The sequence below is a fragment of the Streptomyces sp. NBC_00887 genome, assembly GCF_045207585.1.
In genome coordinates, this window is record NZ_CP108788.1 from 8,617,234 (window position 1) to 8,635,684 (window position 18,451).

General features: G+C 69.6%; 13 protein-coding genes. 7 read left to right on the forward strand and 6 right to left on the reverse strand.

All coding sequences use genetic code 11. The features are described from left to right. Window positions 1-48: 48 nt before the first annotated feature. Window positions 49-2,754 carry a RelA/SpoT family protein gene (locus OG844_RS39385; RefSeq protein WP_406388650.1) on the forward strand — a complete coding sequence of 902 codons (2,706 nt, stop codon included), beginning with the start codon at window positions 49-51 and terminating at the stop codon, window positions 2,752-2,754. 155 nt (window positions 2,755-2,909) lie between these two features. Here OG844_RS39385 and OG844_RS39390 read toward each other — a convergent pair whose 3' ends face one another. Both OG844_RS39390 and OG844_RS39395 read right to left on the reverse strand, forming a co-directional pair. Further along, complete coding sequence (locus tag OG844_RS39390; protein WP_406396018.1) at window positions 2,910-4,937, reverse strand: CocE/NonD family hydrolase; 2,028 nt, start codon at window positions 4,935-4,937, stop codon at window positions 2,910-2,912. 89 nt (window positions 4,938-5,026) lie between these two features. Further along, window positions 5,027-6,334 carry an acetyl-CoA carboxylase biotin carboxylase subunit family protein gene (locus OG844_RS39395; RefSeq protein ID WP_406388649.1) on the reverse strand — a complete coding sequence of 436 codons (1,308 nt, stop codon included), beginning with the start codon at window positions 6,332-6,334 and terminating at the stop codon, window positions 5,027-5,029. Window positions 6,335-6,552: 218 nt separating this feature from the next. Between OG844_RS39395 and OG844_RS39400 the strand changes: the two genes are divergently transcribed. Next, window positions 6,553-7,443 (forward strand): SigB/SigF/SigG family RNA polymerase sigma factor, encoded by an 891-nt coding sequence (locus OG844_RS39400; protein ID WP_406388647.1) that lies wholly within the window; start codon window positions 6,553-6,555, stop codon window positions 7,441-7,443. Between the two features lie 299 nt (window positions 7,444-7,742). On the opposite strand, the gene OG844_RS39405 is transcribed toward OG844_RS39400, so the two are convergent. Beyond that, complete coding sequence (locus OG844_RS39405) at window positions 7,743-8,972, reverse strand: DUF349 domain-containing protein (RefSeq protein ID WP_406388646.1); 1,230 nt, start codon at window positions 8,970-8,972, stop codon at window positions 7,743-7,745. 193 nt (window positions 8,973-9,165) lie between these two features. Next, window positions 9,166-9,954 carry a peptidylprolyl isomerase gene (locus tag OG844_RS39410; RefSeq protein ID WP_406388645.1) on the reverse strand — a complete coding sequence of 263 codons (789 nt, stop codon included), beginning with the start codon at window positions 9,952-9,954 and terminating at the stop codon, window positions 9,166-9,168. A 149-nt stretch (window positions 9,955-10,103) separates the two neighbouring features. Here OG844_RS39410 and OG844_RS39415 point away from each other — a divergent pair, with 149 nt between their 5' ends. From OG844_RS39415 to OG844_RS39430, 4 genes are all read left to right on the forward strand, one after another. Further along, on the forward strand, window positions 10,104-10,790 hold the full coding sequence (locus tag OG844_RS39415; RefSeq protein ID WP_329212919.1) for an MBL fold metallo-hydrolase: 687 nt from the start codon (window positions 10,104-10,106) through the stop codon (window positions 10,788-10,790). A gap of 14 nt (window positions 10,791-10,804) precedes the next feature. Continuing rightward, window positions 10,805-12,067, forward strand: a complete 1,263-nt coding sequence (gene hisS, locus OG844_RS39420) for a histidine--tRNA ligase (RefSeq protein WP_406388644.1) — start codon at window positions 10,805-10,807, stop codon at window positions 12,065-12,067. A gap of 532 nt (window positions 12,068-12,599) precedes the next feature. Next, complete coding sequence (locus tag OG844_RS39425) at window positions 12,600-13,235, forward strand: vitamin K epoxide reductase family protein (protein ID WP_406388642.1); 636 nt, start codon at window positions 12,600-12,602, stop codon at window positions 13,233-13,235. A gap of 44 nt (window positions 13,236-13,279) precedes the next feature. Beyond that, on the forward strand, window positions 13,280-14,650 hold the full coding sequence (locus OG844_RS39430) for a replication-associated recombination protein A (protein ID WP_406388640.1): 1,371 nt from the start codon (window positions 13,280-13,282) through the stop codon (window positions 14,648-14,650). Between the two features lie 35 nt (window positions 14,651-14,685). Here OG844_RS39430 and OG844_RS39435 read toward each other — a convergent pair whose 3' ends face one another. Continuing rightward, window positions 14,686-15,387 (reverse strand): DUF2470 domain-containing protein, encoded by a 702-nt coding sequence (locus OG844_RS39435; RefSeq protein ID WP_406388638.1) that lies wholly within the window; start codon window positions 15,385-15,387, stop codon window positions 14,686-14,688. Window positions 15,388-15,580: 193 nt separating this feature from the next. Here OG844_RS39435 and rpsD point away from each other — a divergent pair, with 193 nt between their 5' ends. Beyond that, a complete protein-coding gene (gene rpsD, locus OG844_RS39440; RefSeq protein WP_073729460.1) occupies window positions 15,581-16,195 on the forward strand; it encodes a 30S ribosomal protein S4 in 615 nt (204 codons plus the stop codon). A gap of 16 nt (window positions 16,196-16,211) precedes the next feature. On the opposite strand, the gene OG844_RS39445 is transcribed toward rpsD, so the two are convergent. Next, on the reverse strand, window positions 16,212-18,410 hold the full coding sequence (locus OG844_RS39445; protein WP_406388636.1) for an ATP-binding protein: 2,199 nt from the start codon (window positions 18,408-18,410) through the stop codon (window positions 16,212-16,214). Window positions 18,411-18,451 lie beyond the last annotated feature (41 nt).

Genomic DNA, 18,451 nt, shown 5'->3' on the forward strand with positions numbered 1-18,451 from the left:
CGATACCATGGGCTTTCCGGGTAGCCCGGATCCGCACGAGGAGCGCACTTGCCAGACGAGGCCCAGCCAGTCGCCGCCCCGCAGCCCGACGAGCCCGCTGCGGACCCCGCCACGCCCGAGGAGGCGCAGCGCGCGCAGGAGCCGGAGCCCGGGAAGCGAGAGCCCGCGGACGACGCGGACCAGGACCGGGGCACCGCCTCCGAGGCACCTGCCGCACCTGCGACGGCGAAGCCGGGCCCCCCGCCCGGGGTGAAGGCGGCGTCCCCGGCGAAGCCGGATGCCGAGCCCGCGCCCTCCGCCGAGCCCACCGGGTCCACGCAGGCCGCCCCGAAGACTCCCGCACCACCGACGTCTCCCGCTCCGGCCGCGAAGCCCCCGGCCGCGACGTCTCCCGCTCCCGTCGCCAAGCCCCCGGCCAAGCCCGCAGCCACCCCGCCGGCCCCGCCGGCCCGCTCCGGTGGTTCGTCCAACCGTGTCCGGGCCAGGCTCGCCCGGCTGGGCGTGCAGCGCTCCAGCCCGTACAACCCGGTCCTCGAACCGCTCCTGCGCACGGTCCGCAGCAACGACCCCAAGATCGAGTCCGCCACACTGCGGCAGATCGAGAAGGCCTACCAGGTCGCCGAGCGCTGGCACCGCGGGCAGAAGCGCAAGAGCGGCGACCCCTACATCACCCATCCGCTCGCCGTCACGACCATCCTCGCCGAGCTCGGCATGGACCCGGCGACACTGATGGCCGGACTGCTGCACGACACGGTCGAGGACACCGAATACGGCCTGGACACGCTGCGCAAGGACTTCGGCGACCAGGTCGCGCTCCTCGTGGACGGCGTCACCAAGCTCGACAAGGTCAAGTTCGGCGAGGCCGCGCAGGCCGAGACCGTGCGCAAGATGGTCGTCGCCATGGCCAAGGACCCCAGGGTCCTCGTCATCAAGCTGGCCGACCGCCTGCACAACATGCGCACCATGCGGTACCTCAAGCGGGAGAAGCAGGAGAAGAAGGCCCGCGAGACCCTTGAGATCTACGCGCCCCTGGCTCACCGCCTGGGCATGAACACCATCAAGTGGGAGCTGGAGGACCTCGCCTTCGCGATCCTCTACCCGAAGATGTACGACGAGATCGTCCGCCTCGTCGCCGAGCGCGCGCCCAAGCGCGACGAGTACCTCGCCGTAGTGACCGACGAGGTCCAGTCCGACCTGCGCGCCGCCCGGATCAAGGCCACCGTCACCGGACGCCCGAAGCACTACTACAGCGTCTACCAGAAGATGATCGTGCGGGGCCGCGACTTCGCCGAGATCTACGACCTGGTGGGCATCCGTGTCCTCGTCGACACGGTCCGCGACTGCTACGCGGCCCTCGGCACCGTCCACGCGCGATGGAACCCGGTCCCCGGCCGGTTCAAGGACTACATCGCGATGCCGAAGTTCAACATGTACCAGTCACTGCACACCACGGTGATCGGCCCCAGCGGCAAGCCCGTCGAGCTCCAGATCCGCACGTTCGACATGCACCGCCGCGCCGAGTACGGCATCGCCGCGCACTGGAAGTACAAGCAGGAGCCCTCGGCCGGCGCCTCCAAGGTGCGTACCGACGTGCCCAAGAACACCGGCCGCGGCCAGGACACCGTCAACGACATGGCGTGGCTGCGCCAGCTCCTGGACTGGCAGAAGGAGACCGAGGACCCCAGCGAGTTCCTGGAGTCCCTGCGCTTCGACCTCTCGCGCAACGAGGTCTTCGTCTTCACACCCAAGGGCGATGTCATAGCGCTCCCCGCGGGTGCGACCCCGGTCGACTTCGCGTACGCCGTCCACACGGAGGTCGGCCACCGGACCATAGGAGCACGGGTCAACGGGCGGCTCGTACCGCTCGAGTCGACGCTCGACAACGGCGACCTGGTGGAGGTCTTCACCTCCAAGGCGGCCGGCGCCGGACCCTCCCGGGACTGGCTCGGGTTCGTCAAGTCGCCGCGGGCGCGCAACAAGATCCGCGCCTGGTTCTCCAAGGAGCGCCGCGACGAGGCGATCGAGCAGGGCAAGGACTCCATCGCGCGGGCCATGCGCAAGCAGAACCTGCCGATCCAGCGGATCCTCACCGGCGACTCCCTGGTCACCCTCGCCCACGAGATGCGGTACCCCGACATCTCGTCGCTATACGCGGCGATCGGTGAGGGGCACGTCGCGGCGGCAGGTGTCGTCCAGAAGCTGGTCCAGGCGCTCGGCGGCGAGGACGCCGCCAACGAGGACCTCGCGGAGAGCTCGCCGCCCTCGCACGGCCGCAACAAGCGCCGTGCCAAGGCGGATCCGGGTGTGGTCGTCAAGGGTGTCGAGGACGTCTGGGTCAAACTGGCCCGCTGCTGCACCCCCGTGCCCGGTGACCCGATCATCGGGTTCGTGACCCGTGGCAGCGGTGTCTCCGTGCACCGCGCCGACTGCGTCAACGTCGACTCGCTCTCGCAGCAGCCGGAGCGGATCCTCGAGGTCGAGTGGGCGCCGACCCAGTCGTCGGTCTTCCTCGTCGCCATCCAGGTCGAGGCACTGGACCGGTCGAGGCTGCTCTCCGACGTCACGCGGGTCCTGTCGGACCAGCACGTCAACATCCTGTCGGCGGCCGTGCAGACGTCCCGCGACCGGGTGGCCACCTCGCGGTTCACCTTCGAGATGGGCGACCCCAAGCACCTCGGCCACGTCCTGAAGGCCGTGCGGGGCGTCGAGGGCGTGTACGACGTCTACCGGGTCACTTCGGCCCGCAGGCCTTAGGACCGTCCCGGGGCGGTCCTACGGCGTCGTCGGCGTTGTGGCTCCGGCCCACGTCGCCGACGACGGCGCCCGTACGACAGGCCCAGGGAGCGCGGTCCTGCCCACGGTGCCCTCGGACATGACCGGGCTGAACGCCCCCTCGGAGCGAGGGGGCGTCAGAGGAGGTCGCGAGGCAGCGTCTCGTTCCACGTGCGGGAGAACACACGGCGGCCGTCCTCGTACCCGTCGAGCGTCGCGTCCACGAGGAATTCCGTCCGGGTGCACCGCAGTACCGTGCGGGTCTCCACCCGCACGTCCCAGTCCTTCCGCTGGAAGCGCATGGTCCAGGCGGCTTCGCCGCTGACCGACGTCAGGTCGTCGGCGACCGCCGCGTAGCGTTCGTAGGCGCGCAGGCCCACGTCGAGCCCGATGTCCTCGTAACGCACCAGACCACCGTCCTTCACGATCTCCAGCGCGGAGTGATAGTCGATCAGGTCACGCCTGACCTCCCAACGCTGCTCCGGGGGCGTGAGCTGTGTGGTCGCGAGCGGTGGAGCGCCCTCGGGCTCGCCGAAGGGCTTCCAGGACAGGTGGTCGGGTGCGCTGACAGGACGCACCGGCAGGGTCAGGCTGCTGGTCCCCTCCCACACGTTCAACGTGACCGGTTCGGGCGGAGGCCAGGCCAGCGGCCAGTACGAGGTCGAAAGGGAGAGGCGGATACGGTGTCCGGCCGGGAACGCCTGCGCCACGCCGTTGAGTTGGACGGTCGCCCGGTACCGCTTTCCGGGTTCGAGCGGCTGCGGGTCCTTCGACGTCTCGCAGTGGGTGAGGTTGAGCAGCCCGTACGTGACCCGGGTGGCGCTTCCGTCGGGTGCCACGTCGGAGAGCCGGGCTGCGACCATCGCCACCGGTTCGCTTGCGGACACCTCGAGTCGGACAGTCGGGGACCCAAGGATCTCAAGCTGCTCGGTGAGTTCGTCGGTCTCGAACACGAGTGAACCGCCGTCCTCCTCCCGCTGGTCGTAGGGCAGGTCCGGCGGTGCGTTGTACGACGCCCACTTACCGGCGAACTGGCCCACCGACAGGGGCGATCGCACAGTCAGCGGGTCCGCGGCCTCCGGCACCTCCCCGGGCCTGCCGATGCGGTGACGGCTCAGGCGGTGCTCGGTCGGTTCGATGTGCGGGGAGGGCCAGGCCGGTTCGCCCACCCAGCGGCCGGGCCGTTCCTCGTACGACGTGGAAGGCGGCACACTCTCCTGCATCCATGTCTGGAGCATGGGGCCGTCCATGACGCCGTTGTCGATGTCCTTCAGCCAGTGGTCCCACCAGGCAACGACCTCCTGCAGGTAGCCGATGGCCGGGCCCGGTTCCCCCAGGTGCGGGAACTTGTGGGACCACGGCCCGATGAGGCCCCTGCGCGGGACGTCCAGGTTGCCCAGCAGACGTGTCACCGCGTTGGAGTAGCCGTCGGCCCACCCGCTGGAGGCAAGGACCGGGCACCGCACGCGGGAGTAGTCCTCGCAGACCGAAGCGTGCTCCCAGTAGGCGTCGCGGCGCTGGTGGCGCAGCCATTCCAGGGCCCAGGGGCTGGTGTGCTCCATGCGCTGGTGCCACATCTCGCGCCACTGCTCGCCGACGACGGCCGGGTCGGGCGGGCAGGTGGCGTAGGCGAACATGGTGCCGGCCTCGGCGAGGTTGTCGGACAGCATGGCGCCGCCCATGTAGTGCATGTCGTCGGCGTAGCGGTCGTCGGTGAAGGAGGAGATGGCGATCGCCCGCAGGCTCGGTGGCTGCCGGGCAGCCACCTGGAGCGCTGCGAATGCGCCCCACGAGATGCCCATCATGCCGGTGCTGCCGTCGCACCAGGGCTGATCGGCCAGCCAGGCGAGCACTTCCTCGGTATCGGCCTGCTCGCGTTCCAGGTACTCATCCGCGAGCACGCCTTCGGAGTCGCCGGTGCCGCGGATGTCGACGCGGGCACAGGCATAGCCGTGCCCGGCGATGTAGGGGTGATGGAGCGAATCGCGCACCGAGGTGAGATCCCGCTTGCGGTAGGGGATGCACTCCAGAATCGCCGGCACCGGCTCCGCGTCCGAGGACACGGGCCGCCAGATCCGCGCGGAGAGGTTCACACCGTCGGACATGGGGATGACGACGTGGTCCTCCTCCGTCGTCTCGCAGGGCAAGTTGCTCACGGAACGCATACGGGCTTCCACCTCCTGGTGATTGCGGCTCAGCTGGTCTGCTGCCCAGGTGCTCGGCTGCCACACAGCAGCCATCCCTGCAGTCCGGGTCAGGGAGTCGTGCCGTCGTGGTCCGCGGGAGCAATGCCGTCGAAGGCGAGGTGCAGCGAGGCGACACAGCGGTCGAACTTCTCGCGCAGTTCCTCCTCGCTGTCGCCGCCGGTGAAGATGTGGGCCACTTCATAGCTGTAGCTGTCCTGCTCAGGCATCCGAGACAGCCGCTGCCCTTCTTCAGGGATCATGTCCACCCGCACCCCGGGGACTTCGCGCTCGATGCGCCGGATGTCCTCCTCGTCCGGGACTCCGTGGACGACCCCGTCGGCGAACCACCGGTAGTACCACTTGGCAGCCATCCGGTACGGGCCCGCGCCCCGGGCCACGCCCGGATCGTTGTCGAGGGCGAGGCTGATCATGTGGTGGTGGTTGGGGACTCCGTCCACGTACTCGAAGAGTTCCGCATGCGACTGCGAGTGCCGGGGGTTGATCTCCAGGAGGTTGAGTTCGTCGGCACGGGGATCGTAGAAGTACTCGATGCTGAAGGTGGCGGAGTCCATGCCGATCTGCTTGATCACCTTCGCGGAGACGTCGTGCAGTCGCTGGACCACCGGGGCGGGGAGCGTCGACGGGTACTGGTGGCGCAGGAAGGACGAGCTGTCCGGGTAGTTGATGGAGTCCAGCACGCCGTACACGGTGACCTCACCGCCACGCGCGTATCCCTCCACCGCCACTTGCAGGCCGGTGAGCGCCTCCTCCGCGAGGCAGACCTGTCCTCCGACACCCTTCATCTCGGGCGGCAGATCGAGCTGATCGAGGATGTGGTCGAAGGGACGGCCGACCCGGCTGATGCCGTCCCGTATCTCCGCGACGGCGGCACCGAATTCCTCGTCGTTCTTCACTCCGAAGGCCAGTTCCGAGGAGTACGACAGCGCCGGCTTGAGCCACATCGGATACCTCACCCCTTCCGGGGGGCGAGGGTCGGACGCGGACAGATCGACCCTTCCGAAACGGGGGTGCTCCTTCACCGCCTTCTGCTGTTCCAGCCGACTCCAGTACTTGTGCTCGCACTTGACGATGGATTCGAGGCTGGTGCTCCGCGTGCCGTAGCGTTCGGAGAGGAGCGGGACGAGGGTACTCACCGGGAAGTCCCGATAGCCGACGATCGCGTCGACAGTTCCGTCGAACGCGTCGAGTACGGACCGGGCCTTCTCCAGCAATGCGGGCACCGACACCTCGCCGACCTGGAGCTCGTCCATGGTCAGCAGAGGATGGAAGCGGTACCGCCCGGCGTCGGGTACTGATTCCAGCGTGCGCAGGTCGGCATCGCTCAGGCCGATGACGAATATGTTGTGCTTGCTCACCGCGTCTCCTCCGTCTGGGCATGCCGAACCGGTGAAGTGCCCTACCGGGCACGGGGTTCGGATCACCGCCGCCTACCCCTCACGCTTGTGGCCATGCCGTCACGCACACCGGTCGCAGACGCAAGCTCGCCGGTGGACACGCCATCTGTCCCGAGGGGTGTGTACCGATGCGGCGGGGGTACGCGCTGGTTCGCCTACGGGGGCCCAAAGGGCAGCAGATGACAGTGGAGGGGAAGATCGTGACATCGACGTCCAGACAGGCCTTGGTCGCGGACCCGGCGGTTGGGGCCGGGCTCCCGCAGATCGACGATCCTCAGAGGATCGCTCCGAAGGACGCACGGGCGATGGGGAAGATCTTCTTCGACCGGCTCCAGGTCCTGGAAGAGGGCACGGCCGAATACCAGTACGCCCGCAACACCTTGATCGAGATGAATCTGTCGCTGGTCCATTTCGCTGCCAAGCGATACCGCAACCGCGGTGACGGGCAGATGGAGGACATCATCCAGGTCGGCACCATCGGCCTGATCAAGGCGATCGACCGCTTCGAGCTCTCCCGCGAGGTCGAGTTCACCTCCTTCGCGATCCCCTACATCGTCGGCGAGATCAAGCGCTTCTTCCGGGACACGACATGGTCGGTCCACGTCCCGCGCCGACTTCAGGAACTACGGGTGACTCTCGCCAAGACCAAGGAACAGCTGGCCAACAGGCTGGACCGGGATCCCACGGTCGCCGAGATGGCCGCCTTCCTGGACATCGGCGAGGAGGACGTCATCGAGGGTCTCGTCGCGGCCAACGGCTACACCGCGGGCTCCCTCGACCTGCCCGTGGGTCACACCGAGGAGAACAGTTCCCGAAAGGGCGGCCATACGTATGCCGAGATCACGGGCTGCCTCGACCCCGACATGGAGCTGGTGGAGAACCTCCACGCACTGGCCCCACTGATGGAATCGCTGGACGAACGCGAACGCGCCATCCTTCGGATGCGCTTCGGCCAGGAGCTGACCCAGTCTCAGATCGGCGAACACCTCGGCCTTTCCCAGATGCACGTCTCACGCCTCCTCACCCGCATCCTGAAAAAGCTCCGCACAGGCATGCTCACCCAGGAATGACCTGCCCTCCCACCGGAAACGCCCGACGTGGCAGCCGTCGGCCGATGGCGCAGGCACCTCAGGCACCCCAGGAACTGAACCGGTCCGGCTCCGGGTAGGCGGAGCGGGCCGGAGTGCTACCTGGCGGTCGCCCTTCGCCGCCCCCGACGCCGGACCCGGTGGCAACGGCCACACAGCGGCAACGGCACGGCGCGACGCCGGGCGGGACCGGTACGCGTGTCATCCGCCGGGCGGCGGACGCCAGAGGGGCTTCCCCGCGCAGACGCGGGGAAGCCCCTCTGATCAAGTCGGGAGGCTTGTCAGCCGCCGAACTCCTCCAGGCCCTTCAGCGCCTGGTCCAGCAGCGCCTGCCGGCCCTCGAGCTCGCGGGACAGCTTGTCCGCCCTCGCGTTGTTGCCCGAGGCGCGCGCCGTGTCGATCTGCGTGCGCAGCTTGTCGACGGCGGCCTGGAGCTGACCGGTAAGACCCTCGGCGCGGGCCCGCGCCTCCGGGTTCGTCCGGCGCCACTCGGACTCCTCGGCCTCCTGAAGCGCCTTCTCCACCGCGTGCATCCGGCCCTCGACCTTCGGGCGGGCGTCACGCGGGACGTGGCCGACGGCCTCCCAGCGCTCGTTGACGGAGCGGAACGCGGCCCTGGCCGCCTTCAGATCCGTCACCGGCACCAGCTTCTCGGCCTCGACGGCGAGCTCCTCCTTCAGCTTGAGGTTCTCGCCCTGCTCCGCGTCACGCTCCGCGAAGACGCCGCTGCGCGCCGCGAAGAAGACGTCCTGGGCGCCGCGGAAACGGTTCCACAGGTCGTCCTCGGACTCGCGCTGGGCGCGGCCCGCGGCCTTCCACTCGGTCATCAGGTCGCGGTAACGGGCGGCCGTCGTACCCCAGTCGGTGGAACCGGAGAGCGACTCGGCCTCGGCGACCAGCTTCTCCTTGACCTTGCGGGCCTCCTCGCGCTGGGCGTCCAGCGAGGCGAAGTGCGCCTTGCGGCGCTTCGAGAACGCCGAACGGGCATGCGAGAAGCGGTGCCACAGCTCGTCGTCCGACTTGCGGTCGAGTCGCGGCAGACCCTTCCAGGTGTCGACGAGCGCCCGCAGCCGTTCACCCGCGGACCGCCACTGCTCGCTCTGCGCCAGCTCCTCGGCCTCGACGACGAGCGCCTCCTTGGCGTGGCGCGCCTCGTCGGTCTGCTTCGCCTTCTGGGCCTTGCGCTCCTCCCGCCGCGAGTCGACGGTCGCGACGAGGGAGTCCAGCCGCTTGCCGAGCGCGGCGAGGTCGCCCACGGCGTGGTGCTCGTCGACCTGCTGACGCAGATGCTCGATCGCAGCCGTCGCATCCTTCGCCGACAGATCGGTGGTCTTCACCCGCCGCTCGAGGAGGCCGATCTCGACCACCAGGCCCTCGTACTTGCGCTCGAAATAGGCCAGTGCCTCCTCGGGGGAACCGGCCTGCCACGATCCGACGACCTGCTCGCCCTCGGCCGTACGCACGTACACGGTGCCCGTCTCGTCGACACGGCCCCACGGGTCGCTGCTCACAGCGCCTCCTCCACCTGATGCCTACGAGGGGGTTCGCCCCCCGGGCATCGTCCACAGTTTCCTGGGGCGGGCAGCGCCCGCCCTGCACAACGCCAATCTAGGCGACCGGCCACCCGGCTGTCCGCACTCAGCGCGGCCGAAATTCTCCGCCCGCCCCGAGCGACGGGGGCCGGCCGGCCGGCCGGCCGGCCGGTCAGACCTTGTCGACCGTCGCCTTCTCGACCGTGACCGCCTTCTTCGGAGCACCGTCGGCCGCCCCACCGGTGACGCCCGCCGCGGCGATCTTCTTGACGGCCTTCAGGCCGGCATCGTCCATGGTGCCGAACGGCGTGTAGCTGGGCGGCAGTTTGGTGTCCTTGTAGACGAGGAAGAACTGGCTGCCGCCGGTGCCCGGCTGGCCGGTGTTCGCCATCGCGACCGTGCCCGCCGGGTATGTGACCGACCCGTCGTCGCCCGCCTTGCCGAGCGCGGTCAGGTTCTCGTCCGGGATCGTGTAGCCGGGACCGCCCGTTCCGTCTCCCTTGGGGTCACCGCACTGAAGGACGAAAATGCCCTCCGTGGTCAGGCGGTGACACTTCGTGCTGTCGAAGTACCCCTTGTCCGCGAGGGCCTTGAACGAGTTGGTGGTGTGCGGGGTCTTCGCCGCGTCCATCGCGATCGCGATGTCGCCCTGGCTCGTCTTCAGCGACATCGAGTACTTCGCTTTTTTGTCGATCTTCATCGCGGGCTCGGGAGCCTTGCTCTCGCTCGCCGAGGGAGAGGCCGACGGGCTCGCGCTCGCCGCCGCATCCGCGGAGTCCTTCGTGTCGTCGCCGTCCCGGGAGACGTACGCGCCCGCGCCGATGACCGCCACCACGGCCACAGCCGACACGATGATCACGGCAAGGCGCCTGGTCTTCCGGCGCGCTTCCTCCCGGCGCTGTTGCTGCCGCTCGAACTTCTCCCGGGCGAGCTGCCGCCGCCGCTGATCGCTGCTGACCACCGGTTGGTCTCCTTGTACGTCGTGTGATTCGGCCTGGGTTGCCCCGTACCGTATATGGGTTAGCTGTGGAATGAGGAGCGCCGGTAGGCTCTGATCTGCCGCATCCGTCTCCACAGCCCTCTCCCGTCGGACGAACACTAAGGACGATCGTGCTCATTGCCGGGTTCCCCGCCGGGGCCTGGGGGACCAATTGCTACCTGGTCGCCCCCGCCGCAGGCGAGGAGTGCGTGATCATCGACCCGGGCCACCAAGCGGCCCAGGGCGTCGAGGAAGCGCTCAAGAAGCATCGGCTCAAGCCCGTCGCCGTCGTGCTCACCCACGGCCACATCGACCATGTGGCCTCGGTCGTCCCCGTGTGCGGCGCCCATGACGTCCCCGCCTGGATCCACCCCGAGGACCGGTACATGATGAGCGATCCGGAGAAGGCGCTCGGCCGCTCCATCGGGATGCCGCTCATGGGTGAGCTGACCGTGGGCGAACCGGACGACGTCAAGGAGCTGACCGACGGCGCCCTGCTGAAGCTGGCGGGCCTGGAGTTCGGCGTCGCGCACGCGCCCGGCCATACCAAGGGGTCGGTGACGTTCAGGATGCCCGAGGCCGCGGATGTTCCGCAGGTTCTCTTCTCGGGCGACCTGCTCTTCGCCGGCTCCGTCGGACGCACCGACCTGCCCGGCGGCGACCACGCCGAGCTGCTCGAGTCGCTGGCCCGTGTGTGCCTGCCGCTCGACGACTCGACCGTGGTGCTGTCCGGCCACGGCCCCCAGACGACCATCGGCCGCGAGCGCGCCTCCAACCCGTATCTGCACGGCATGGACGCGCCCCGCCGAGGAATGTGACGAGAGAAATTCCTGTGAGTACCTTCCAGGCCCCCAAGGGCACGTACGACCTGATCCCGCCGGACTCCGCGAAGTACCTCGCGGTGCGCGCGGCGATCTCCGCACCCCTGAAGAACTCCGGCTACGGCTACATCGAGACGCCTGGATTCGAGGACGTCGCCCTGTTCGCGCGCGGGGTCGGTGAGTCCACCGACATCGTGTCCAAGGAGATGTACGCCTTCGAGACCAAGGGCGGCGACAAGCTCGCGCTGCGCCCCGAGGGCACCGCCTCCGTGCTGCGTGCCGCGCTGGAGGCCAACCTGCACAAGGCCGGCAACCTCCCCGTCAAGCTCTGGTATTCCGGCTCGTACTACCGCTACGAGCGCCCGCAGAAGGGCCGTTACAGGCACTTCTCGCAGGTCGGCGCGGAAGCCATCGGCACCGAGGACCCGGCGCTGGACGCCGAGCTGATCATCCTGGCCGACCAGGCGTACCGCTCGCTGGGCCTCGCGCAGTTCCGGATCCTGCTGAACTCGCTGGGCGACAAGGAGTGCCGTCCCGTCTACCGGGAGTCGCTCCAGACCTTCCTGCGCGACCTCGACCTGGATGAGGAGACCCGCCGGCGCATCGAGATCAACCCGCTCCGGGTCCTCGACGACAAGCGGCCCGACGTGCAGAAGCAGCTGACCGGCGCACCCAAGCTGCGCGACTACCTGTGCGACGCCTGCAAGGCGTACCACGAGGAGGTCCGCGATCTGCTGACGGCGGCCGGAGTCGTGTACGAGGACGACGAGAAACTGGTCCGAGGCCTCGACTACTACACGCGCACGACCTTCGAGTTCGTCCACGACGGTCTGGGCTCCCAGTCCGCGGTGGGCGGCGGCGGCCGCTACGACGGACTGTCCGAGATGATCGGCGGCCCCGCGCTGCCGTCCGTCGGCTGGGCGCTCGGCGTGGACCGTACGGTGCTCGCACTGGAGGCGGAGGGCATCGAGCTCGCCGTCCCCCCCACCACCAGCGTGTATGCGGTACCGCTCGGCGAGGAGGCCCGTCGGGTGCTCTTCGGCCTGGTCACCGAGTTGCGCCGGGCGGGTGTCGCCACCGACTTCGCGTTCGGCGGCCGGGGCCTGAAGGGTGCGATGAAGAGCGCGAACCGCTCCGGCGCCCGCTTGACGATCGTGGCCGGTGAGCGCGACCTCGCCGAGGGCACGGTCCAGCTCAAGGACATGGAGTCGGGCGAGCAGCAGGCGGTGGCGCTTCACGCGCTCGTGGCCGAGGTGCGGACCAGGCTGGCCTGATCGGCCGAGTTCGCCCGTGCCCGCCCGGTTCTCCCGGGCGGGCACAGGCGCGTTCGGCGCCGGCTGTGCCGCCGGACGGCGGGCAGGCCCAGGAGGGGTCCGCCGGGCTGTCTCCCGCACCGTCAACTCGGCGGGAGCCGATTCATCCTGCCGGACGTCGCCGATCCGGGAGCGCCGCCGGCGGCCGGCGGTGGCCGGATCGGCCCCGGGCACACGGACCGTCGCGGCCGCGGCGACCTCACAGGATCTCGACGCGGGTGCTCTTCCCCGCACCGTGCGGCCCGTGGGAGCCCGAGCACCTGTCCGGCACGGATCCGCAGGTGGACGCCGTCCGCGGCGGTCGGCCACCCCGTGTCGCCTGTGCAGCCCGCACACGTCGACCGCCCGATCCGTCATGCCGTGGAGGACCTCCCGCGGCCCCGCATTCCGGGCCCTGTCCGGGCACACCTTTATGTTCATCGAACGGTTGGCCGTGCCGGCTGTGCGGCACAATGACCAAGCCCGGCTGGCTACTCAGTGATGGAACGGCGATATGACGATGGCAGCGGTAGACCACCCCTCCTCCCGGCAGGACGAGGACGACGGCGCGAAGACCTTCGGCGGCAGTCGCGCGCTCGCGCTGCTGCTGGTGATCACCGGCGCGGCCGGGCTGCTCGCCGCCTGGGTGATCACGATCGACAAGTTCAAGCTGCTCGAGGACCCCAGCTTCACCCCGGGCTGCAGCCTGAACCCGGTCGTCGCCTGCGGCAACATCATGAAGAGCGAGCAGGCGGCGGCGTTCGGCTTCCCCAACCCGATGCTCGGAATCGCCACCTACTCGGTGGTCATCGGCATCGGCATGGCGCTCCTGGCCGGCGCGCGCTTCCGCAGCTGGTACTGGCTCGGCCTGAACGCGGGCACGCTGTTCGGCGTCGGATTCTGCACCTGGCTCCAGTACCAGTCGCTCTACAACATCAACTCGCTCTGCCTGTGGTGCTGCCTGGCCTGGGTCGCCACGATCTTCATGTTCTGCTACGTCACCACGCACAACATCAAGCACGGCATCCTGCCCGCCCCCGCCTGGCTGCGGAACACCCTCACCGAATTCCACTGGGTGCCGCCGGTGCTCTGGATCGGAATCATCGGCATGCTGATCCTGACCCGCTGGTGGGACTTCTGGACCAGCTGACGCAGCCGGCGGTCCTGTCAGTGGGGTGACATAGGCTTCGGAGCGTGGAGCCCGACCTCTTTACCGCAGCAGCCGAAGACCGCCAGGAGAAGGACCCGTCCAGCAGCCCCCTCGCTGTCCGGATGCGTCCTCGTACGCTCGACGAGGTCGTGGGCCAGCAGCATCTGCTCAAGCAGGGCTCGCCCCTGCGCCGGCTCGTCGGCGAAGGGAGCGGGGGACCGGCAGGCCCCTCCTCGGTGATCCTCTGGGGGCCGCCGGGCACCGGCAAGACGACCCTGGCGTACGTGGTCAGCAAGGCCACCAACAAGCGCTTCGTCGAGCTCTCCGCGATCACCGCGGGCGTCAAGGAGGTCCGGGCCGTCATCGAGGGCGCGCGCCGCGCCACCGGGGGCTTCGGCAAGGAGACGGTCCTCTTCCTCGACGAGATCCACCGCTTCTCCAAGGCGCAGCAGGACTCCCTGCTCCCCGCCGTGGAGAACCGCTGGGTGACCCTGATCGCCGCCACCACGGAGAATCCGTACTTCTCGATCATCTCCCCGCTGCTGTCGCGCTCCCTGCTGCTGACCCTGGAGCCCCTCACCGACGAGGATCTGCGCGCCCTCCTGCGCCGGGCCCTGTCCGATGAGCGGGGGCTGGGCGGAGCCGTCACCCTGACCGACGACGCGGAGGCGCATCTGCTGCGGATCGCGGGCGGTGACGCCCGGCGCGCCCTGACCGCTCTGGAGGCGGCGGCCGGAGCGGCCCTCGCCAAGCACGAGCCGGAGATCACGCTCACGACGCTCGAGGAGACCGTCGACCGGGCCGCCGTGAAGTACGACCGTGACGGCGACCAGCACTACGACGTGGCGAGTGCCCTGATCAAGTCCATCCGCGGCTCCGACGTGGATGCCGCCCTGCACTACCTCGCCCGGATGATCGAGGCGGGGGAGGACCCCCGGTTCATCGCCCGGAGGCTGATGATCTCCGCGAGTGAGGACATCGGGCTCGCCGATCCGACAGCGCTGCCCACCGCGGTGGCAGCGGCCCAGGCGGTAGCCATGATCGGCTTTCCGGAGGCTGCGCTCACCCTCAGCCACGCCACGATCGCGCTGGCGCTCGCCCCGAAGTCCAACGCGGCCACCCTGGCGATCTCGGCGGCGCAGGAGGATGTGCGCAGAGGCCTCGCAGGCCCGGTTCCCGCCCATCTGCGCGACGGTCACTACAAGGGTGCCGCCAAGCTGGGCCACGCCCAGGGCTATGTCTACCCCCACGACGTCCCCGGCGGGATCGCCGCACAGGAGTACGCCCCGGAGGCGGTCCGCGGCAAGCGCTACTACGAACCCACGCGCTACGGCGCGGAGGCGCGGTACGCGGACGTGGCGGACCGGGTCCGTGAGCGGCTCGGCCGCGGCGAACCGGGCACCGCGTCGTCCTGACCGTGAGCGGCCCGATGCGGTGACTCCGGGGCGGTTCAGCAGGAAGCCGCCTCGAAGAGCGTGTACATGGCGCGGCGCAGCTCGCTGACATCGCGGACGGGGTCCGGGAACTCGAATCGTGCGTCGAAGCAGTCCCCGCCGTCCTCGACGAACCGGACCCGGAGACCGAAGCGGTCGAGCGCGACCGGGACGGCGGCGGTCCGCCGAGCCGAGCGGGTGTCCGCGGTCCGTTCGCCGAGCAGCGTGGACAAGGTCTCCATCTGCTCGCCGTGGGCCGCGTGCAGATGCTGGAGCAGCTCGGCCTCGTGGCTGACGAGCGGATCGGCGTCCGCGTCGCGCAACGCCTCGGGCTCGATGTCCTCCGCGCCCCACAGGTCGTCGATGGCCGCCTCCCCGACCTCCAGCCTGAGCATCATCCGGCCGGGCTCGGCCAGGCCCGGTGGCCGGGTCAGCCAGCCGGCGATCCGGGCTCGGCCGCGGATCCGGTGCGGGACCGAGACCGGTGCGACGTCGGTGATCTCCAGTACGGCGGTGAGCTCGTCACCCTGGGCGTGTGTCGCGGCCCGCACGACCGGTGAGTCGGCTGGGAACCGGAGGAACAGATCCCCGTCGGGGCCGATGTACCTGGAGTCCGGTACCAGGAGGTCGGGAGGGATCACATCCAGCCCCGGTACGAGCAGTGCCGCGGAGCAGGTACTCTGTACGAGAGAACGTGTGCGCTCGGCTGCTGACGGCATCCGAGTGTTTTCAAGCCCGCTGGGACGCGGCTGACCACGATCAGATCGGCCTTCCGTCGTAGCAGCACCTTCTGGTGTGCTGCCGCTGTCTGTGCTGTCCGTGACGTGAGTGGTGTTCCCAGGGCGAGACATGCGATCTCCTTGAGTAAGGTAAGCCTTACCTAACTTAACCTACAACGGAGGTCTGGAGAACGTGCCTAACCAGTCGCGTCCCAAGGTCAAGAAGTCGCGTGCCCTCGGCATCGCCCTGACGCCGAAGGCTGTCAAGTACTTCGAAGCCCGCCCCTACCCGCCGGGCGAGCACGGCCGTGGCCGCAAGCAGAACTCGGACTACAAGGTCCGTCTGCTCGAGAAGCAGCGTCTCCGCGCGCAGTACGACATCAGCGAGCGCCAGATGGCGCGTGCCTACGACCGCGCCAAGAAGGCCGAAGGCAAGACGGGCGAGGCGCTGGTCGTCGAGCTCGAGCGCCGCCTCGACGCCCTGGTCCTGCGTTCGGGCATCGCCCGCACCATCTACCAGGCCCGCCAGATGGTCGTCCACGGCCACATCGAGGTCAACGGTGGCAAGGTCGACAAGCCGTCCTTCCGCGTGCGCCCCGACGACGTCGTGCAGGTCCGCGAGCGCAGCCGCGCCAAGGTCCCCTTCCAGGTGGCCCGCGAGGGTGGTTACGACACCGACGGTGAGACCCCGCGCTACCTCCAGGTGAACCTGAAGGCCCTGGCCTTCCGCCTGGACCGTGACCCGAACCGCAAGGAAATTCCGGTCATCTGCGACGAGCAGCTCGTCGTCGAGTACTACGCCCGCTGATCCAGGCGTAGCTACCTCACAGCTCGGGCCCGCCCCTCCCTGTTGTCCGGGAGGCGGCGGGCCTTCGCGTTTCCCCGGGCGCCGCCACACCGCGTGTCCCCTCCCCGCCCGGACGGACGTGGGCCACCTCGCCGAGCGCCCGCGCCACCGCGGCCGTCGTGTCCAGCCGGCTTCCCGTGCGCCGCTCCGCCTCGTACCGCACATCGCCGAGCACGTTGCGGGCCCGTGCCTCGCAGTCGGCGCGCGGCCTGCCGTAGTACGCCGAGCCGAACAGGGGAAGGCCCACCGAGGGCCAGACCCGGTCCGCGGCGCCCTGCAGGACGGCGGCCTCCGCGGCGTCGCCCTCGACGGCGGTCAGCAGGGCCATCAGCTCCAACGAGAGGACCGTGCCGAGCAGGTCGTGGAACGTGTGCGCGATGGACAGTGCTTCGCCGAGCATCTGCCGCGCCCGCGTCGTGCGCCCCCGCTGCAGAGCCGCATAGGCCAGTACGTACAGAGCGTAGGCAAGAGCCCAGCGCTCCCCGTGGTCCTCGCAGATCTCGCGGACCTCGTCACAGATCTCCGCCGCCCCGTCCAGGTCCCCGCCGAAGGCCACGGCCATCGCCAGCTCGATCTGGGCCATCAGTACATTGCTGTTGAGCTCACCGATCTCCCGGTAGCGCGCCAGGGCCTCGCGCAGCAGCTCCTCGGCGCGGACCAGATCGTCCGTGACGATCGCCAGGCAGCCGGTGCGGTGCACCGCGTAGGCCACCGCGGAGGCGTCCCCCGAGCGCTCGCCCTCCTCCCGGCACTCCTGCAGGGCCGAGACCGCGCCGATCGCGTCGCCCTGCAGCACCGCCACATAACCCAGCACCCACAGGGCCTTCAGCCGCGACGGATCGTAGGGCGACTCCTCCTCCAGGACGTGGTCCAGCCAGTGGCGCCCCTCCGAGAGCCGGCCGCAGCCCGCCCAGTAGAACCAGAGGGTGCCCGCCAGGTACTGGGCGAGGTGGACCTCGTCGGGGCTCTCCATCGAGCACTCCATCGCCCGGCGCAGATTGGGCAGCTCGCTGTCGATGCGGGCGGCCGCCGCGGCCTGCCGGGGGCTGAACCAGTCGAGCTCGCACCAGGTGGCGAGCCCCAGGAACCAGTCCCGGTGCCTGCGGCGCAGCCGTTCGGTGTCGCCGGTCGCGCCCAGCCACTCGGCGCCGTACTCCCGCACGGTGTCCAGCAGCCGGTACCGACTGCCCACCGGCGAGTCCTCCCGCAGTACGACGGACTGCGCGAGCAGCTCGTCCAGAACGTCGAGCACCGAGTCCACCGGCAGGTCGGGACCGCTGCAGATGTACTCGACGGCCTCCAGGTCGAACTGCCCGGCGAACACCGAAAGCCGCGCCCACAACAGGCGCTGTTCCGGGGCGCACAGTTCGTGGCTCCAGCCGATGGCCGTACGCAGGGTCTGATGGCGGGGCAACGCGCTCCGGCTGCCGCCGGTCAGCAGCCGGAAGCGGTCGTCCAGCCGCTGGAGGACCTGCTCCACGGACAGGGCCCGCAGCCGCCCGGCGGCCAGTTCGAGCGCGAGCGGGATTCCGTCGAGGCGCCGGCACAGCTCACGTGCGGACTCCTGGTTGTCGGCCGTCAGCCGGAACCCCGGCTGTACGGCCCGGGCCCGGTGGGTGAAGAGCTCCAGGGCGTCCTCGTCCGCCATCGGCGCCAGCGCGAAGGTGACCTCGCCGTCCACGCGCAGGGGACGGCGTCCGGCGGCGAGGATCTGCAGCCGCGGTGCCCTGCGCAGCAGTTCGCCCACCAGCTCGGCACATGAATCGATGAGATGTTCGAAGCCGTCGATCACGAGCAGAAGTTGACGCTCGGCGCAGTGCTCCACCAGCGTGGTGCGTGGCGGCCTCTTGGTGTGATCGGTGAGGCCCAGGGCGTCGACCAACGCGTGCTCGAGCAGCGCCGGATCGTGGATGGCCGACAGCTCGGCGATCCACACCCCGTCGCAGTACCGTTTCTCCGTGAGTGCCGCGATCCGGACGGCACAACGGGTCTTGCCGACCCCGGCCACCCCGGCGACCGTGACCAGCCTGGACTCGTCCAGCAGCAGCCCCAGCCGGGCCAGCTCGTCCTCGCGTCCCACGAATGTGTTCAGTTCGGCAGGGAGGTTTCCGTGGACGGCGGCGGGCGAGGGTTCGGCGTCGTCGGGTGCGGGGGAGGGGCGCTGAGGGCGTCGCATGAAACACGCAGAGTACTGGCACATAAGCTCTCCGTACAATC

Excerpts from the sequence above, each read along its gene's own strand:
- OG844_RS39390 (WP_406396018.1), bottom strand. The coding sequence starts at position 4,937 with ATGCGTTCCGTGAGCAACTTGCCCTGCGAGACGACGGAGGAGGACCAC.
- OG844_RS39400 (WP_406388647.1), top strand. The coding sequence starts at position 6,553 with ATGACAGTGGAGGGGAAGATCGTGACATCGACGTCCAGACAGGCCTTG.
- OG844_RS39425 (WP_406388642.1), top strand. The coding sequence starts at position 12,600 with ATGACGATGGCAGCGGTAGACCACCCCTCCTCCCGGCAGGACGAGGAC.
- OG844_RS39435 (WP_406388638.1), bottom strand. The coding sequence starts at position 15,387 with ATGCCGTCAGCAGCCGAGCGCACACGTTCTCTCGTACAGAGTACCTGC.
- OG844_RS39445 (WP_406388636.1), bottom strand. The coding sequence starts at position 18,410 with ATGCGACGCCCTCAGCGCCCCTCCCCCGCACCCGACGACGCCGAACCC.